Origin of the sequence: Aliivibrio sp. EL58 (genome assembly GCF_900312675.1) — a bacterium.
Lineage (GTDB): Bacteria > Pseudomonadota > Gammaproteobacteria > Enterobacterales > Vibrionaceae > Aliivibrio.
In genome coordinates this window covers 25,017-41,212 of record NZ_OMPC01000005.1, presented here as the reverse complement: position 1 = coordinate 41,212, position 16,196 = coordinate 25,017, and the positions used below count along the sequence as shown (strand labels likewise).

Here is a 16,196-nt window from a genome sequence, read left to right as displayed (position 1 = left end):
ATTAATATTCTTGGTACTAAGCAGCTTGGATATTGCTTGCTTGAGGGCCTTTAGGACCTTGCTCAACATCAAAAGTTACTGCTTGGCCTTCTTTCAACGTTTTGAAACCGTCTGATTGAATCGCGCTGAAGTGAGCAAACACGTCAGGTCCGTTTTCTTGTGCGATGAAACCAAAACCTTTCTCTTCGTTAAACCATTTTACAGTACCAGTCGCTTTAGACATTACGTCTCCTTAATGTTTGAATTACTCGCGATTCTATTTATCGCTGCGGTATTTGAATACCGGATTTCACTATACCAAATGTGTTTTAATAAAAAAAACTGAAAAACAAGACTTATATCACTGATTTGAAATTAAACATATTTCATTTATAGTCGATAACAAAGTAAGTCACTAACTTTATGTTGTCTATATTATGTCTAAATCGCACATTTCTTTGGCCTTACTAATGGTAGCAAGCCTTACTTCTTCACCTTTAATGGCTGAAATGCTTAATAAACATCGCTTAATAAATCATATTGATAGCTATGGAAATATCAATTTACGACATACAAATTACACAGAGCTCCCTGATAATCTTGAACTTAAAGGCAATGTAAATCTTGCCAACAGTTACATCAAAAAGTTACCCAAGGGCTTAATCGTCAATGGTGATCTCAATTTAGCTAATACGAAGATTAAGAACATTCCCAGAGGGACGCAAGTAAAAGGCTATTTAAATCTGGCTGGAACAACCCAACTCAAGCGATATACTCGTGGTATTAAAGTGGCAGGTTTTATCAATTTTGCAGGTTCAGGCTTAACAGAGCTTCCTCAACGATTAACGGTAAATGGCGATTTAAGTGTTATTCGAACCCCTTTAGCTAATTTGCCAAAACAATTAGTCGTAAAAGGGAACCTTTATCTTGGTTACTCTCAAATCACTACCCTACCCACTGACTTAGTCGTCAAGGGGAATATCTATCTTGGTGGACAACAAATCACTGAATTTCCAGAAACCATAAAAGTTGATGGTTATATTTTTAAGTAGCATTACAATAGAAGACTGTTTTTTCTTTAGGTTTGATAATGTTAGATAATCTGCATCAAATGGTAATCTTTGCTACGGTAGCCAATGAGTTAAACTTTACACGTGCTGCTGAAAAGTTAGGTATCTCTAAATCTCATGTATCCAAACAGATAAAAGCCTTAGAAACTCGCTTAGACTGCCAGTTAGTCCAGCGTAATAATCGATCTGTTTCGATCACTGAGCTAGGTCAGCAATACGCCGAATACAGCCAAAAGCTCATTGATATTGCTTATGAAGCTGATGCCTTGTTAGATGCACACCACGGTAGGATATCTGGCGTATTTAAGGTTGGTATTGCACAATCCTTTGGTAATCGTCATATCATTCATGCCCTTGCTGAGTTTCAAGCGCAATTTCCTGACGTTGATCTGGAAGTCACCCTATTCGATCATAAACCAAAGCTGTTAGAGGATGGCCTTGATTGCTGGATAGCCATACATGATGATTTACCCGAAGGCATGGTAGCGAGAAAAATTGCCGACTGCCGTTTTATCGTTGCAGCTGCACCAAGTTATATTAAAGAAAATGGGTTGCCTTCTCGACCGGCTGATTTAAGTAAACATAAATGTATTGCTTATCATAGTAATGAGCGCAAGTTTAATGAATGGGAATTTACTCGTGATGGCGTCCATCAAGTTGTTAAAGTGCAGAGTATTTTTAAAATAGACAATGCATCAGCGATTTTAGATGCAACTAAAGCCGGAGCCGGTATATCGTATTTGGCGAGCTACTTACTTGAAGATGAATTTGAAAATGGCACTTTGGTACGTTTATTAACGGAATGGCAAGCAGACATGGTATTACCGATTTATGCAGTCTATCCAAGACGCCAGCACTTACCTCCAAAGGTTAGAACCTTTATTGACTTTTTATCCCAACAAGTGGGTAATCCACCACATTGGGATAAAAAGCTATTCAATTAAACTTAAAGAATCAGAACTATTGTGCGTTCTTTACTGGATTAGCGTAAAGCGCACGCAGATAAGGCTGTTCTTGTAATGACAACTGCTCCAGCTTAGTCTCTAACTCTTGTTTTACTTCTTCTGTCACGGTATCAGAGTCAACATTCGCTGCTGCATAATTGATTGGGAACAGATGGTAATTTTTTGTTATCTGTTGATCCATCTCTTGTGCTAATAGATCAGCAGATTCCGGTGCAGAAGTGACAACGTCACCAAAGTGAATGTGAATGCGTTTCTTATTACCAATGATCCCTTTGATAATACTGTCGATGTCTTCAAATTCACCTTTCTCGTATGAACCTAATGTTGCTACGGCATTCAATTCTTTAGCTTTTTGAACATCTAATGGATCATTCTCATAAGAGATAGATACAGGAACTATCTTTAAGCTATTCATGTAATCAGGAAAGCTCTCTTTACGTTTACGTCCTTCAACATGAAACATCTTTAAAATTGCAGGATCGGTAAAGTCGTTACCATCCTTTGCTCGACCTTCTTTTTGCGCGATCCAAATAGAGTTATTGGTTTCTAAAGAATGCTTAATATAAGCAGACAACTGCCCTAACGCTTTAAGCATTTGACGAGGCGCTTTTGCTGAACGTTTTACAATGAAACTTTTGTTCAGCTTCATTAATTCTGTACTGCAGGCCTTTTTCAATAAGTTATCACCTATCGCGATTCTAACTGTTTGCATCTTATTATTGTATAAAACCCAATTCATTAACGCAGGGTCCATAGCAATATCACGGTGATTAGAAACAAATAAATACGCTTGATTAGGATCTAACTTATCCAATCCAGTATAGGTAATACCATTGGTTGTCTTTTTAACCGTCTTATTCAAATACGTCGCCACATTCAACTGCACATCTTCTATTGTGGTGATCTTAGATAATGAGCGACGTAACTTACAACGCAACAATGGCGCTAATAGCCAAAATAAAAACTTAGAGGCAGAAGGAAACTTGTAATGCAGAATAGCGGTAATGAATTCATCATCAGAAATTAAACGCTCAATAGCAGCAGGAACTTCATCATCATTATATGGGCGAATTTCTTGATAGATATCTTGTGTGGTCATTTTTAGACTTCTGGTTACCAAAAAGGAAATGAGGCCATATTCTACTTGATTTTACTTCACTTGTACGTGAACAATTACAGTGGTCGTACCATTTGTGAGTAAATATTACTTTTACGATAGAGAATCCGTTGATTTTTAGGTAAAAACCAGTAAAGTTACGAACTCAAATTTAGAGGTACCTATGAAAAACGCAATCACTTTTCACTCAGAGACACATTCCCATCTTTTTTATACAGCGAGAAAGAAAAAGAACCATTATGAATTCGTATCTGTTCTTACTGGTGCTGCGCTTATTCGTTTAGGTAAATGGGAATATTTGGTTCTGCCTGGAGAAGGGTTTTGGCTTCCGTTTGATGCTTTATCTTCAATCACTATTGTTCCGAACTCGAGTATCTCTACTGTTAAATTTTCGGTAAGAACTCGCGAGTTATTACAATCTCATGGTGGTTATGTTGAGATGAGTCCTTTATTACTTGCGGGATTACAAAAGCTGCAATCAAGTAATTTAACAGAACTTGCTGAACAGCGTTTATTGCAGGTAATGCAAGATGAGTTACTTACGGCCTCTTTGCATACAGAATTGTCTGTAGAATCAAAGAGTATTAATAGCTACTTATCCTCATTAACTGACGCTAAAGAGACGGTAGATTGCCAAGTGTCCCCAGACATGATGATGGCATTGAAAGTAAGAGAAGCGGATAAAATGCGTAAATCTGGCGCGAAAGATGAGATGATTGCGAAGCGTTATTTTTCAGGCAATGTACAACTACTTCAACAAGTATTTTCTTTACTAAAGTAAGCTAGCGTCATCACGATGATGCTCGATTTTTCGTTATTGGAAAGGGATTTCAAACTGCATAAACACCTGATCATCAGCGCGTTCATGCCAGCGATAATCAATACGAAAACGGGCATTTCTTCCCTGTTTTTCTCCACCAAACGCTAAGCTCAACTGTAAACCATGACTTTCAAGCCATTCGCCGTATGATTCAAATTCTTCTATTTTTTTGTCGTAATATTCTTCAGGTTGCCACACAGTAAAACCCACCGCACTGTCACTAAGGTAACCAGTTAATAATGGGTCATCTCCAGTAGTGTAAGCCCACTTATCCCAAAAGCTTTCTTCAAAAACTTCTTCTTCAATATTTTTTGTTATTTCAGTTAATTGTGAAATAAACTGATTAACTTCAAATAAAGGCACTAAACAGTGGTTGTTTGACGAATAAATTTCACGTGAATAGCTATCGTAGCTTTCTTGCAAACAAGTCGACCTCTCTTCTGCACTTGCGTACATAGATATTGCCATCGTTAAACTGATTAAGCCAACTTGTATTTTCATAGATTATTACTCGTATAATTGATGCCTAGAAATGTATTCTTGGACACCCTTTGTTGTTAAGTGGGAGATATCCTCACCACGTTGTATCGTATTTCTTATATCGGTACTTCTAATAGGTACTGTTTCTGGACAAGCCATAACACTCCAACGTTTTATTATCTCATCAGCTTTGAAAAACTTGTCAAACTTAAGGAAGTTATCTGGCCCAATGATAAAAGTAATATCGGCATTACAGTGTAATTCTTGAAGTTTTTTTAAGAGAGAAAAAGTGGTGACGCTTTGTTCTGGAATGTGGATCTCTTTTTCCAAGGTAGATAACTCAACGTTACTCAACGCTAAGTCAGAAATAAATGCATTAATCATATTAAGTCGAGTTTCATAAGGCAGCATCGCTTTACCCCATGCGTGTGAAATACTTGGTACCAGTAACACTTTGTCAAAATGCCCAAGACGTTCAATCACGCTCTTGTGACCAAATGATGGTGGATTAAAGGCGCTACCAAATACTGCAATCTTCATTTTTAATCTCGTTATTGTTGATATTATTAATCAGCATAAGTGAAATTTATGTCGATGGCTATGTGAGAACACTATTAGGCTGTTATTAATTCATTTAATTCAGTATGATTATTCTACTTAAGTGTTAATAGCCCCTCAATAAAGGGTAAAGGAATCGCAATGCAACAGCAGATTGTTGAAGAAATGAAAGTAAAAGAATCAATTGACCCCGTTCAAGAAATTACAACTCGTGTCGATTTTATTAAATCAAAACTAATTCAATCTCATTGCAAATCGCTAATCCTTGGGATCAGCGGTGGTGTCGACTCAACAACTTGCGGGCGATTAGCTCAAATTGCAATTAATGAATTAAACCAAGAGCTTGAAACGGATAAATACCAATTTATCGCGGTACGCTTACCTTATGGTATCCAAAAGGATGAAGATGAAGCTCAATTAGCCTTATCTTTTATTCAACCTTCTCAATCAATCAGCATAAACATTAAAGACGGTGTTGATGGCTTACACAAAGCGAATCATATTGCTCTTGAGCATACAGGCCTACTTCCTAGCGATTCTGCAAAGGTAGATTTTGTGAAAGGCAATGTAAAAGCACGCGCACGAATGATAGCTCAATATGAAGTTGCAGGTTATGTTGGCGGTTTAGTATTAGGAACCGATCACTCTGCCGAAAACATTACTGGGTTTTACACTAAGTTTGGTGATGGTGCGTGTGATTTGGCTCCCCTATTTGGCTTAAACAAGCGTCAGGTAAGAGAGGTTGCTGCGGCGTTAGGTGCTCCTGAGCAGCTAGTGAAAAAAGTGCCAACGGCTGATCTAGAAGAACTTGCTCCTCAAAAAGCAGATGAAGATGCACTGTCGGTTACTTACGACCAAATAGATGACTTTTTAGAAGGTAAGAAAATTGATGCTGAAGCAGAAGCTAGATTAATTACTATCTACCAACTGTCCCAGCATAAACGCCAACCGATCCCGACTATCTACGATTAGTAATTCAGAGATCAGTCAAGGCTAGGTAAACTACCTGTTTGATTGACCAAGGCTTCTTTTGAGGCCTTGGTCATTTTTTTTATACGATACTCATATTTTAACGCGTGTGATTTTGACTCTACATTGTGTGACCACACTAAAGTTAAAGGCCCTTTTCCTCGTAAATACTTCGCCCCTTTACCTGCTTTATGCATTTCTAAGCGACGTGGCAAATTATTAGTGATGCCACAATATAAACTGTTAGATCGGGTTCGTATCAAATAGAGAGTCCAGTCAGATTTAAGCTCTGTCATGTCACTAAGAGAGAACCTCATTAACCAATTGTTTTAATTCATTCAGCTCGGTACGTAACTGAGAAACTTCAATTTCTAATTGTTCAATTCGCTCATTTTTTTCGGTATTTTGTGTCGGTGCTTCTTGAATACAAGAATCAGCGACGCTGTCACTCAGCTCACCGCAAAATAAGTGCCCATATCGAGCTTCACGTTTGCCTGGTTCTTTTGATAGCTTAACGACTTTAGGAGAGAGTTCATCAGCGGCTAATTTATTTAAAACGGCCTCAACCTGCGCAACATTTTCAAATTCACATAAACGTTGCGTTCTCGTTCTTAGCTCACCCGGCGTTTGAGGCCCACGTAGAAAAAGCACACATAAAATAGCAATCTCTTGCGAAGACAATTTAAGGCTGCCAAATTCGGTATTACAAAAACGGTGTTGATATTTAGCGACTCTTGAGTTTCCGCGAGTTTCATCAGTCACTAATCGGTCTTTAATCAGTGCATTAAGCGCATCTAATACGTTTGAATCTGTCATTGAAGTGACAGGGTCACGATTACTTTTTTGATTGCATGCGTTCGTTAGTGCATTTAATGTTAATGGGTAATGTTCTGGTGTGGTGATTTCTTTTTCTATTAAACAGCCAATAACACGTATTTCTGCCTGGGTGATAATTCTCATTCTTATGATTCCTTTTACTTTATTCGATAATGCATACGATAAAAGTGTGAGCTCTGTTACTAAATACTACTGTTGACTCTATAAATAGTAGTTATCCCCTGTTCTATCCATGATAGTATTCTTTCGTTAGTTTAATATCAATTGGAGAAATACACATGGGCCTTTTTAGTAGTCGGTCTACCTCAGCCTCTTTATCTATCATTGCCAAAGGTTGCCGAGTTATAGGTAACATTGAATCTGAGCATAGCATTCAAATCGATGGTTTTGTTCAAGGTAATATCTCAACGGAAGCTGAAGTCATTATTACTCCTTCTGGTCGTGTCCAAGGTGACATTAAAGCAGGATTGGTACTGATTAATGGTTTAGTTGAAGGTACATGCCAAGGTGGTGAAGTAAATATCCAGCCTAAAGGCAAATTCAAAGGTACAATGCAAACTCAACAATTGACCATCGAGAAAGGTGGTTTACTGATCGGTGAAAATCGTGAAGTGGTTGATATTGAAAAAGTAACTAAAATTACAGAAACTAAACCTAATACAGAGAAAGAGAAGATAGCGGTTTAACTGCGTCTTAATTTATTTTTTTAGCACTGTATTGATCTTGTTATTGTTTTCAACGCTGCATTTATGATTTAATCAAGAGAGTAGCTATTAAATATTATAGGATATAAAAATGAACAACGTTTTTGAAATCATCAACCAAGCTCGTCGTAAGAATAAACTAAAACGTGAATTACAAGATAACCAAAAGAAAATTCGTGATAACCAGAAGCGTGTGACTCTTTTAGAAAACATGTTGGATTATATTCACCCAACAATGTCTACTGACGAAATCATTGCTGTTGTACAAAACATGAAAGCTGATTACGAAGACCGTGTTGATGACCACATCATCAAAAGTGCTGAAATCTCTAAATCTCGTCGTGATATCAGCCGTAAAATCCGTGATTTAACAGAAGCGGACAAAAAAGCGAATAAATAATCATCGCGCTTAGATACAAAAATGGAGGCCTATTCGCCTCCATTTTTTTATCCTACTTTTCAATTTTATATATTTGCTAACTCAGCTAATGCTTCAGTAGTCACATCTTCAACAGCTAAAAACATTGATTTAATTTCCCCTGTTGTACTTCTCATAGGATTTAACGTGACATTTTGGTACATAAATTCACTTTGCTGAGTGATTGGTCGAACATTACGGCAACGAAATAAATAAGGCCTTTGTCGCCAGATAACAAAACTGCGCGTTCCTAAATCAAACACTGGTTTTGATTTTGCTTTAAACCAAGCATCATTAATCTCAGGGAATATATCAAATAAAGATTTACCCATCACATCATGAGCTTGTTTACCACTGTGGTGCGTCATAAACCCATTCCAAAGATGAATATTAAATTCTTTATCCACAACAATTAAGCCTACATCAACATTTTGTACCATGTCGACCATCCAGTGAAACTGTTCAAACTCCGCAGGGATCCCGTTCATTATTCATCATCCAGTAAGTAAGCTAGTTTGTTATCTAAAATTGGCAGGGATTCATCTACAATCATCAATAGCATATCGCATTTAATGTCTGTTCCATCGATGTTATAACTGACTTCAAATGCCATCAAACGATTAAATGAACCATTAGTAGATTCAATTACACTATCTACAGAGATATGTTGGCCCAGTAAGACCGGAGCGCTTTGGAAAAAACGAACTTCGGCTTGTTCGCCGATTCCTTTTAAAAAAGCACCCACTAGAATATTAGAAACATCCATTAAAAGCTCTAATTCTAGACTTGCATCATCAGATTCAGGGTAATCCATTAATTTGATTAAGTCAGAGACACTTGAGTCACTCAATAATACGAGAGCTTCCCCTGCGATTCCCTCACCGCTAAAGCCCTGACAAACACCCGACATCTCTTGGTTATTTGCTAAATGGCGCAATGTCATCTGTAATTCGCTCATTTCAAACAGATTAACGTTAGGCAAAGGCATATGAACAAACACATCAAAGTGACGCGCTAATGAATCAGCGGCACGACCAATAGCGACATTGGCAACTTCTAAATAAACATCACGGCGACGCAGCTGGATCGGGGCTATCGATTGTGGCGTATAAGTCTGCTGACGTTCTGGTTGAATGCCAATAGAAATAAGGGTTGAGATTAATGTCTCTTTATCAACAGGCTTTTTAATAAATGCTTTTGCACCAAGCGCCAATACTCGTTGTTGAGCTTTTGGTTGAATATCACCAGAAACAACAACGACTTGTGTGGATATATTACGTGCATTTATCTGCTCCAATGTACCATAGCCATCTAGCTCTGGCATCGTTAAATCGAGAAACAGAAGATCATATGACGTAGCTTCAAGCTTACCAATAGCATCCCAACCATGATGAGCAAAATCTATCGTTGTCCCCCATGAAGATGGGATCACTCGCGCTAATTGTTTGCGCGCTAAAGCTGAATCGTCACAAATTAAGATGGAAATTGCCATCTAAAAACCCTTATTAACTAAAACTATCAATACTATATCAAGTAACCTTTCGCATAGATACAGTACAGCATTGTACAAAAACAAAAAAAAGGAGCTAAAAAGCTCCTTCTTATCTTTTATAAAAGTGATTCTATTACATGAGATCAGCTTTTCTATTTAGCAGAGGCTCTGAAATTTTACGATCCTTAATTTTAAACCATAGGTATGTTGCTACGATTGAAAAGAAAAGATACGAGACAGCAAAAATAAATGGAGAAGTAATCAGTTCCGCATCTACCGCCATCATAACACCGACAATGGTTACAGCCATTTTTGAGAATAAGCCAAGCATTAAAAGTAATAGCGCCATTTGTGGGTAACGGGTCGTTCTAAATGCAAACCAATGACAGCAGCCTACTGCTAAGCTCGCTATACTTAAACCTAAAAGAAAAGAATGAAAGTGCTCGGCAGCGGCAACACCACCTAGAGTTGAAACTAAAAAGATTAGTAGTAATTTCATAATATAAGACCTCGAAAATAAATTGAGAGCATCCTTTCAATTTTGGAATCTTTGTTTTCGCTGTATTCTATCGCTTTTTTATCAAATTTCAACTAGGTGAAGAATTGCAATATGTTGCGGTTTTGTTGCAAACAAATGACGTTATTTCTGATAAAATAGCTAGATTTAGTCTTTATCTTTTTATGTCTTATAGTTAATACATGCAATGTTAAAAAACAGTTACAATACACATAATACGCGAAGAATAATTATTTTTATAATTTTTGATCTGATACAAAAAAGCACTCAAAAATGAGTGCTTTTATACTAATTAATTTCATACTTAGATTATGCTTGCGACGCCGCTACATAATTTTCTAACTCTTCAACTTGTACTGTAGTGATGTAATTACCATCAAGGTAGAAAGCAACGCTGTCATCCGTTTTCTCACCGCGAAGTACTTGTTGAGTACCATCTAGTAGCGCTACGTGCATCTCTAGCGTATTCGCATCGATTTGCTCAACTGATGTGCTTTTCACATTGTTATTTACTTGAAGTGGAGCAATTGGTGCCTTCGTCATCGAAGAGTCAATTTTATCATTTACTTTAAATACTGCACCGCCAACATCTTTATCGACAAGAGCTGGACTTTTACCAGTAATGATATTTTTACCAGTCCAAAACTCAATTGAGTTAAAAATAAATAAATCCGCTGCAGCAGTGATACCGTAAACAGGAGCTAATAGGATATAAAGTCCAGCACGACCATAACGGTTATCTACTGCTTTTAAGTTACCAAAAGTCACTAATTGAGTAACCCCCATTTGGCCCATACAACCAGTAAGAGTTGTAATGCCTAATGTTACTGCCACTGCGATTTTAACTTTTTTAAAGTTCATAATTTTCTCATATTTATTAGTTATGTTTTTACCGCGGCAGATATTATCAAGCAATTAATTGTAAAAATAGACCGAAGATCATGATTTTACATAAAACTGACAATATACTGTCGCCACCAGCCAATATATTGACACTGTCAAATATGCAATGTTAGATTGAAAAAATGTGGTGTAATTTTCATACAAGCTATTCCAATACATATAAAGTGCTGATAAACTCCGCGCAGATTAACGTGACGTCTGTCATGTTTCTAAGAATCAATTATAAAAAACATACATTTAATTGTAATAAACTTTCAACTCACTGAGATTGCGATGAAAAATATCGATAAAGCAATGCGTATCCTGCTTGCAGGCTTCTGTATTAACCTATGTTTGGGAATTCTTTACGCATGGAGCGTATTCAACAAAGCTCTTGTTACTGATATGGGCTGGACGGCGTCACAAGCGTCTCAACCTTATGCAACTGCAACAATCACTTTTTCTATCTGTCTTCTTGTTGCTGGCATCCTTCAAGATCGCATGGGCCCACGCCTAATCTTGATCTTCGGTACAATCTTAGTTGGCTTAGGCATGATCGCATCAAGCTTCGCTGACACTGTTTTCATGCTGAACTTAACGTTTGGTGTTATGACAGGTGCTGGTATTGGTTTTGGTTACGCTTGTCTTGCTCCATCAGCGATGAAGTGGTTCCACCCATCTAAAAAAGGCATGGTTAATGGTTTAATTGCTGCAGGTTTTGGTCTTGCTGCTATCTACCTAGCTCCTGTTACATCGGCGCTAATCTCTATGTACGGTATTCAAACAAGCTTCTTAGTGCTTGGTGTGGCAATCCTTGCTATCGCAGTACCATTAGCAACGACAATTACTAACCCACCTGAAGGTTACACGCCAGAGCTACCAAAAGTAAAAGCGGGTAAAGCCCCTATTTCTACTCGCCAACCACTTGATCTTAACTGGAAAGCAATGCTTAAAACGCCACAATTCTACTCGTTATGGATTATGTACGCGTTTGCTGCTTCTGCAGGTCTTATGATCATCGGTAACATTACAACGATTGCAAGCATGCAAGCTAATCTGCCTAACGCGGTTTACCTAGCTTCAATCCTAGCTGTATTCAATTCAGGCGGTCGTGTTGCTGCTGGTATGCTTTCAGACAAAATTGGTGGCGTTAAGACACTGCTTATCGCGTTTGTTTTACAAGCTGCAAACATGGCTATGTTCGGTACATTTGATAGCGAAGTTATGCTAATCGTTGGTACTGCAATCGCTGCTGTTGGTTACGGTACTCTACTTGCTGTATTCCCATCGTTAACTGCTGAGTTTTACGGTCTGAAAAACTACGGCACTAACTATGGTGTACTTTACACATCATGGGGTATTGGTGGTGCTATCGGTGCTGCTGTTGTTGGTTACTCAATGACTCAAGGCGGTGACTATGTACTGGCTTACACTATCTCTGCAGTAATGGTTGGTGTTGCAATTGTTCTAGCTCTTGTTACCAAACCTATTTCTGAAGAAAAAGCACAGCAACTAAGCCCTGCTACTGTTTAATATATTCTTAATAAAATCAAGCCCGTTTACTGAAAAGTAAGCGGGCTTTTTTGTTTTTCTTTTCATTTATTATTATAATCAAAGTTCTTTTTCTTCATGGATGCGCTTATGTTTTCTAACCGCTCATTACTTATTCTTCTTGTTGTCATCTTTTCCGGCTGTGCGACCTACGCCACTTATAATTACGACCAACTTTTTGGTAAACAATCTGTACAACAACGACTTAATGAATATAACACTCCTGACAGTTTACAATATCTTAATGAGGTTAAGCCTTTAATCGATAAGCGCTGTGTCGTTTGTCATGCCTGTTATGATGCACCTTGCCAACTTAAAATGTCATCTGCTGAAGGAATGGATCGCGGCGCTCACAAATCCCCTATTTACCAAGGAACGAGGCTAGTCGCAGCAAACCCTACTCGTTTATTTGAAGACGCTCAAACCACTCAAGAGTGGCGTGATATTGGTTTCACCCCTATTTTTAATGAACGTGAACAAACACCAATAGCCAATACTGAAGCCAGTGTGATGGCTCGTATGCTAACGTTAAAACAAAATAATCCACTGGCAGACGAAAAACAATTAACCGGTTATGACTTTGCTGTCGATAGAGACCAACAATGCCCTACGATTGAGGAAATGTCTGATTATGAATCTCAATACCCTAGCTGGGGAATGCCTTATGGGATGCCAGGGTTAAATGATTTAGAGCATAATCTATTAGTAACATGGTTGGAAAAAGGAGCTCAGACAAGTGATATTGCACCACTGTCTCAGAATGAAAAAAGAAACATCGCACAATGGGAATCTTTCTTTAATGGCGACAGTTTAAAACAACAACTGACAAGCCGATATTTGTATGAACATTTATTTTTAAATCATTTATATTTTTCAAGTGACCCAGATACTTTACGTTTTTTTAAGTTGGTTCGTTCTGCAACCCCTCCAGGTGAAGAGATAGCTTTAATTGCAACTCGTCGACCATATGATGATCCAAACGTTGATCGCGTTTATTACCGTATTACTCCGGTTAGAAGTACCATTGTAGATAAAACTCACATGCCTTACTTACTCGATCAAACGCGTTTTAGTAAATGGGAGCAATGGTTTATTAAAGAAAGTTACACTGTGACTAAACTGCCTAGTTATTCTACGGAAATTGCGGCGAACCCATTGACGACGTTTGTTGATTTACCCGTTAACTCTCGCTATAACTATTTACTTGATGAGGCGCAAGACACGATTCAGGGGTTTATTAAAGGGCCTGTGTGCCGTGGACAGTTGGCTCTTAATGTGATTAACGACCATTTCTGGGTGTTTTTTGTTGATCCTAAAACCGCCGACAATCCTAACGTCGAGCAGTTTTACAGAGAGCAAAAACAAAACCTAGCATTACCGGCTGAACTAGAAAGTACAACTGTTCCTATTACGAGTTGGATACAATATTCACGTAATCAAGCACGTTATCTTAAAGATAAAAACATATATTTAAATCAAGTATTTAAAGACGGTCAACACTTAACACCTGAACTCATTTGGGATGGCGGTGATGATAATAACAATGCAGCCTTAACGATTTATCGTCATTTTGATAGCGCGTCCGTCATTAAAGGGTTAAATGGCCCTACCCCTAAAACCGCTTGGGTTATTGATTATGCCTTATTAGAAAGAATCCATTACCTTTTGGTCGCTGGCTTTGACGTCTATGGTAATTTTGGTCACCAATTGATGACCCGAATGTATATGGACTTCTTACGAATGGAAGGGGAAACTAACTTTTTAACTCTACTTCCAAGAAAAGAACGTAAAAAAGAGTGGCAGAGTTGGTATCAAGATCCATCTCCACAATTGAGCAAATACTTACAGCGTGATGTTCAGCCATTCGAACAACCTACTCGTATAAAATATGTATCGGACAATCCAAAAGATGAGTTATTTGCTCTGTTGCGTAATCATATCGGCTCAAATATATCCCAACGTTACGATGTCACAAACTCAAAGCTGATGAATACGTCGCATACATTATTGAAAACGATAGACACTATACAAGGCTCTGGTTTACAGCACCTACCACAGATTATTACGGTAAAAATTATTGCTGATACTGATAATCATAGTGAATTTTTTACTTTATTTAATACCAGTGCGCATAAAAATATTTCTTCTTTGTTTAACGAAGAGAGTAATAGAATGCCAGAACAAGATCATTTCTCTATTCTATATGGTGTTGTTGGTAGTTACCCTGCTGCATTCTTAGAGGTAAGAGAATCACAGTTAAAACTGTTTATCACTCAACTGCGTAATATTAGCTCTGAAGGCGACTATATTGCCTTTCTTGATCGCTTTGCTATTCGACGAAGTTCGGTAAAATTTTGGCCATACAGTGATGAATTAACAGAGTGGTATAAAACACATAACCCTATCGAGGCCGGGCTGCTTGATTACAATCGTTTTGAAAATCGCTAGAAAAAATAATATGCGCTAATTGTAGACAAACAACACAATAATTAGCGTTGTATTAATGTTGGTCATTGAAAAGTAGCGATTCTCGAGCGATACTGTTTTTTTTAATAAGGTATCTCTTTTTGTTAGAATCGTTATTTATCAATACACTTACCGCCTTTAGTGATGATTATAAGGCATTGTGTAAATCACATTACCCTACAATTCACAATCGAGGAATGTCGCCAGCACATCTTAGTGCCGCATTTAATCGACGATTGATCTCACTTGCTAAGTGTAATGGCAATACCATAAGTAACGAGCTGGTTTTTCATGATACCATCCACCACATCTTTGTTTATTCTATTCTTATTGATAAGCAAAAAGTATGGATTATTTATCCACAATTTTTGAATGCCAAAACAGAAGCTAAATCACAAATGCTGTCATCGATAAAACACACGATAGATAACTTGGGGTTTGAAGTAACAGACAGTCTCGCGATCTTATGCGATCACTGGTTTGATCGTACGCGCAGCAGTAAAGCTCTTTATCACTGGTGGACAGGAATTTTGCCAGCTCAAAATGATAACTACCTAAAGCAAGGTATACACAATCAGCTTTCAGAAGATAATTTCGCAGCAGTATTAGAAACCAATTATTCTATGGCATGCGTTAATCGTTCTATTTATCATCCCTTAGAATCTAATCAACAGCATGCTTTACTTAAGTATTTTCTCTGTTTTGCGCTATTTAAAAATAAAAATCCAGCTTGTCGATAATTATCCAAGTGATTCTTTACTTGGATCCTTAGCGATGTGCTCCAACTCAATCACACCTTTACAACCTAAGTTCTCAATTTGAGTTTTATGTAATTGAGTGCTTAAATAGAATCCATATTGATACAGAGTATCACCCTTCTCATTTTTGAATTCTTTTCTATAAACGATGTCACCAATCATACTAGGGAATGAGCGGATTCTAAGTTCACAGCAACCTTCTTTTAATTTCCTTTCACTGGTAAAACCAAACCCTTTTTTAGACACATCCATTAATTTAATACTAACAAACGGCATCAATCGGTGAGCCCAAAATATTTTTGCATTAACCGATTTCTTACATTCAAATCTAGGCCAACGACGTTTCAGTAAAAATTCCACATATCACCCTGAAGAAGTCTCTATGTGACTATTTTCAACAAAAAAACCAGAAAATTCAATCAAATTCTCTGACTTTAACTACAGTATGGCATAATATATTTAAGCTCAGTTAAATAATGAACAAATACATCAACTTTTTAAATGTAAATGAATTAAATGATAACAACGTATTAATTACATTCACTACCTTTTGTATTCATTTGTGGTAAATATCATGCGGCTAAACTCGCTTTTAGTGATGGATATCACACAT

General features: G+C 37.5%; 20 protein-coding genes. 9 read left to right on the top strand and 11 right to left on the bottom strand.

Features of this window, described 5'->3' with window-relative positions:
- Window positions 1–16: 16 nt before the first annotated feature.
- Window positions 17–223, bottom strand: a complete 207-nt coding sequence (locus ED622_RS07170; protein WP_122033231.1) for a cold-shock protein — start codon at window positions 221–223, stop codon at window positions 17–19.
- Window positions 224–416: 193 nt separating this feature from the next.
- On the opposite strand from ED622_RS07170, the gene ED622_RS07165 reads away from it, so the two are divergent.
- Both ED622_RS07165 and ED622_RS07160 read left to right on the top strand, forming a co-directional pair.
- Window positions 417–1,031, top strand: coding sequence for a hypothetical protein (locus tag ED622_RS07165; protein WP_122033230.1), 615 nt, complete (start codon window positions 417–419; stop codon window positions 1,029–1,031).
- A 38-nt stretch (window positions 1,032–1,069) separates the two neighbouring features.
- Window positions 1,070–1,993 carry a LysR family transcriptional regulator gene (locus ED622_RS07160; RefSeq protein ID WP_122033229.1) on the top strand — a complete coding sequence of 308 codons (924 nt, stop codon included), beginning with the start codon at window positions 1,070–1,072 and terminating at the stop codon, window positions 1,991–1,993.
- A gap of 16 nt (window positions 1,994–2,009) precedes the next feature.
- Here the strand turns inward: ED622_RS07160 and ED622_RS07155 are convergent, their stop codons facing one another.
- Entirely contained in the window at window positions 2,010–3,113 is a 1,104-nt protein-coding gene (locus ED622_RS07155) for a 1-acyl-sn-glycerol-3-phosphate acyltransferase (protein WP_122033228.1), read from the bottom strand.
- A 181-nt stretch (window positions 3,114–3,294) separates the two neighbouring features.
- On the opposite strand from ED622_RS07155, the gene ED622_RS07150 reads away from it, so the two are divergent.
- Window positions 3,295–3,912 (top strand): AraC family ligand binding domain-containing protein, encoded by a 618-nt coding sequence (locus ED622_RS07150; RefSeq protein ID WP_122033227.1) that lies wholly within the window; start codon window positions 3,295–3,297, stop codon window positions 3,910–3,912.
- Between the two features lie 33 nt (window positions 3,913–3,945).
- On the opposite strand, the gene ED622_RS07145 is transcribed toward ED622_RS07150, so the two are convergent.
- Window positions 3,946–4,452 carry a hypothetical protein gene (locus ED622_RS07145; RefSeq protein ID WP_122033226.1) on the bottom strand — a complete coding sequence of 169 codons (507 nt, stop codon included), beginning with the start codon at window positions 4,450–4,452 and terminating at the stop codon, window positions 3,946–3,948.
- 6 nt (window positions 4,453–4,458) lie between these two features.
- On the bottom strand, window positions 4,459–4,971 hold the full coding sequence (locus ED622_RS07140; protein WP_122033225.1) for a nicotinate-nicotinamide nucleotide adenylyltransferase: 513 nt from the start codon (window positions 4,969–4,971) through the stop codon (window positions 4,459–4,461).
- Window positions 4,972–5,130: 159 nt separating this feature from the next.
- Here ED622_RS07140 and nadE point away from each other — a divergent pair, with 159 nt between their 5' ends.
- Window positions 5,131–5,961 carry an ammonia-dependent NAD(+) synthetase gene (nadE, locus tag ED622_RS07135; RefSeq protein WP_122033224.1) on the top strand — a complete coding sequence of 277 codons (831 nt, stop codon included), beginning with the start codon at window positions 5,131–5,133 and terminating at the stop codon, window positions 5,959–5,961.
- Window positions 5,962–5,972: 11 nt separating this feature from the next.
- Here the strand turns inward: nadE and ED622_RS07130 are convergent, their stop codons facing one another.
- Both ED622_RS07130 and ED622_RS07125 read right to left on the bottom strand, forming a co-directional pair.
- A complete protein-coding gene (locus ED622_RS07130; RefSeq protein ID WP_122033223.1) occupies window positions 5,973–6,254 on the bottom strand; it encodes a GIY-YIG nuclease family protein in 282 nt (93 codons plus the stop codon).
- A 4-nt stretch (window positions 6,255–6,258) separates the two neighbouring features.
- Entirely contained in the window at window positions 6,259–6,918 is a 660-nt protein-coding gene (locus tag ED622_RS07125; protein WP_122033222.1) for a YceH family protein, read from the bottom strand.
- Window positions 6,919–7,073: 155 nt separating this feature from the next.
- Between ED622_RS07125 and ED622_RS07120 the strand changes: the two genes are divergently transcribed.
- Both ED622_RS07120 and ED622_RS07115 read left to right on the top strand, forming a co-directional pair.
- Window positions 7,074–7,481, top strand: coding sequence for a polymer-forming cytoskeletal protein (locus ED622_RS07120; protein ID WP_122033221.1), 408 nt, complete (start codon window positions 7,074–7,076; stop codon window positions 7,479–7,481).
- Window positions 7,482–7,590: 109 nt separating this feature from the next.
- Complete coding sequence (locus ED622_RS07115; protein ID WP_060993732.1) at window positions 7,591–7,899, top strand: DUF496 family protein; 309 nt, start codon at window positions 7,591–7,593, stop codon at window positions 7,897–7,899.
- A 65-nt stretch (window positions 7,900–7,964) separates the two neighbouring features.
- On the opposite strand, the gene ED622_RS07110 is transcribed toward ED622_RS07115, so the two are convergent.
- The 4 genes from ED622_RS07110 to ED622_RS07095 all read right to left on the bottom strand — a co-directional run bounded on the left by ED622_RS07110 (window position 7,965) and on the right by ED622_RS07095 (window position 10,787).
- Window positions 7,965–8,405, bottom strand: a complete 441-nt coding sequence (locus ED622_RS07110) for a PAS domain-containing protein (RefSeq protein WP_122033220.1) — start codon at window positions 8,403–8,405, stop codon at window positions 7,965–7,967.
- On the bottom strand, window positions 8,405–9,409 hold the full coding sequence (locus ED622_RS07105; RefSeq protein WP_122033219.1) for a response regulator: 1,005 nt from the start codon (window positions 9,407–9,409) through the stop codon (window positions 8,405–8,407). The genes ED622_RS07110 and ED622_RS07105 overlap by 1 nt, the downstream gene beginning before the upstream one ends.
- 133 nt (window positions 9,410–9,542) lie before the next feature.
- On the bottom strand, window positions 9,543–9,908 hold the full coding sequence (locus tag ED622_RS07100) for an NADH:ubiquinone oxidoreductase (RefSeq protein WP_122033218.1): 366 nt from the start codon (window positions 9,906–9,908) through the stop codon (window positions 9,543–9,545).
- Window positions 9,909–10,235: 327 nt separating this feature from the next.
- Window positions 10,236–10,787 carry a DUF3332 domain-containing protein gene (locus ED622_RS07095; RefSeq protein ID WP_122033217.1) on the bottom strand — a complete coding sequence of 184 codons (552 nt, stop codon included), beginning with the start codon at window positions 10,785–10,787 and terminating at the stop codon, window positions 10,236–10,238.
- 315 nt (window positions 10,788–11,102) lie between these two features.
- Between ED622_RS07095 and ED622_RS07090 the strand changes: the two genes are divergently transcribed.
- The 3 genes from ED622_RS07090 (at window position 11,103) to ED622_RS07080 (ending at window position 15,565) form a co-directional block, all read left to right on the top strand.
- The gene (locus ED622_RS07090; protein ID WP_122033216.1) at window positions 11,103–12,341 is read left to right on the top strand and encodes an OFA family MFS transporter; all 1,239 of its coding nucleotides are present in this window, start codon (window positions 11,103–11,105) and stop codon (window positions 12,339–12,341) included.
- A gap of 108 nt (window positions 12,342–12,449) precedes the next feature.
- Window positions 12,450–14,807: a fatty acid cis/trans isomerase gene (locus ED622_RS07085; RefSeq protein ID WP_122033215.1), complete on the top strand. Its 2,358-nt coding sequence runs from the start codon at window positions 12,450–12,452 to the stop codon at window positions 14,805–14,807.
- Window positions 14,808–14,926: 119 nt separating this feature from the next.
- Window positions 14,927–15,565 carry a hypothetical protein gene (locus tag ED622_RS07080; protein ID WP_122033214.1) on the top strand — a complete coding sequence of 213 codons (639 nt, stop codon included), beginning with the start codon at window positions 14,927–14,929 and terminating at the stop codon, window positions 15,563–15,565.
- Here the strand turns inward: ED622_RS07080 and ED622_RS07075 are convergent, their stop codons facing one another.
- Entirely contained in the window at window positions 15,566–15,943 is a 378-nt protein-coding gene (locus ED622_RS07075) for a hypothetical protein (RefSeq protein WP_122033213.1), read from the bottom strand. It lies immediately after the preceding gene.
- Between the last annotated feature and the right edge of the window lie 253 nt (window positions 15,944–16,196).

Excerpts from the sequence above, each read along its gene's own strand:
- ED622_RS07170 (WP_122033231.1), bottom strand. The coding sequence starts at position 223 with ATGTCTAAAGCGACTGGTACTGTAAAATGGTTTAACGAAGAGAAAGGT.
- ED622_RS07165 (WP_122033230.1), top strand. The coding sequence starts at position 417 with ATGTCTAAATCGCACATTTCTTTGGCCTTACTAATGGTAGCAAGCCTT.
- ED622_RS07160 (WP_122033229.1), top strand. The coding sequence starts at position 1,070 with ATGTTAGATAATCTGCATCAAATGGTAATCTTTGCTACGGTAGCCAAT.
- ED622_RS07155 (WP_122033228.1), bottom strand. The coding sequence starts at position 3,113 with ATGACCACACAAGATATCTATCAAGAAATTCGCCCATATAATGATGAT.
- ED622_RS07150 (WP_122033227.1), top strand. The coding sequence starts at position 3,295 with ATGAAAAACGCAATCACTTTTCACTCAGAGACACATTCCCATCTTTTT.
- ED622_RS07145 (WP_122033226.1), bottom strand. The coding sequence starts at position 4,452 with ATGAAAATACAAGTTGGCTTAATCAGTTTAACGATGGCAATATCTATG.
- ED622_RS07140 (WP_122033225.1), bottom strand. The coding sequence starts at position 4,971 with ATGAAGATTGCAGTATTTGGTAGCGCCTTTAATCCACCATCATTTGGT.
- nadE (WP_122033224.1), top strand. The coding sequence starts at position 5,131 with ATGCAACAGCAGATTGTTGAAGAAATGAAAGTAAAAGAATCAATTGAC.
- ED622_RS07130 (WP_122033223.1), bottom strand. The coding sequence starts at position 6,254 with ATGACAGAGCTTAAATCTGACTGGACTCTCTATTTGATACGAACCCGA.
- ED622_RS07125 (WP_122033222.1), bottom strand. The coding sequence starts at position 6,918 with ATGAGAATTATCACCCAGGCAGAAATACGTGTTATTGGCTGTTTAATA.
- ED622_RS07120 (WP_122033221.1), top strand. The coding sequence starts at position 7,074 with ATGGGCCTTTTTAGTAGTCGGTCTACCTCAGCCTCTTTATCTATCATT.
- ED622_RS07115 (WP_060993732.1), top strand. The coding sequence starts at position 7,591 with ATGAACAACGTTTTTGAAATCATCAACCAAGCTCGTCGTAAGAATAAA.
- ED622_RS07110 (WP_122033220.1), bottom strand. The coding sequence starts at position 8,405 with ATGAACGGGATCCCTGCGGAGTTTGAACAGTTTCACTGGATGGTCGAC.
- ED622_RS07105 (WP_122033219.1), bottom strand. The coding sequence starts at position 9,409 with ATGGCAATTTCCATCTTAATTTGTGACGATTCAGCTTTAGCGCGCAAA.
- ED622_RS07100 (WP_122033218.1), bottom strand. The coding sequence starts at position 9,908 with ATGAAATTACTACTAATCTTTTTAGTTTCAACTCTAGGTGGTGTTGCC.
- ED622_RS07095 (WP_122033217.1), bottom strand. The coding sequence starts at position 10,787 with ATGAACTTTAAAAAAGTTAAAATCGCAGTGGCAGTAACATTAGGCATT.
- ED622_RS07090 (WP_122033216.1), top strand. The coding sequence starts at position 11,103 with ATGAAAAATATCGATAAAGCAATGCGTATCCTGCTTGCAGGCTTCTGT.
- ED622_RS07085 (WP_122033215.1), top strand. The coding sequence starts at position 12,450 with ATGTTTTCTAACCGCTCATTACTTATTCTTCTTGTTGTCATCTTTTCC.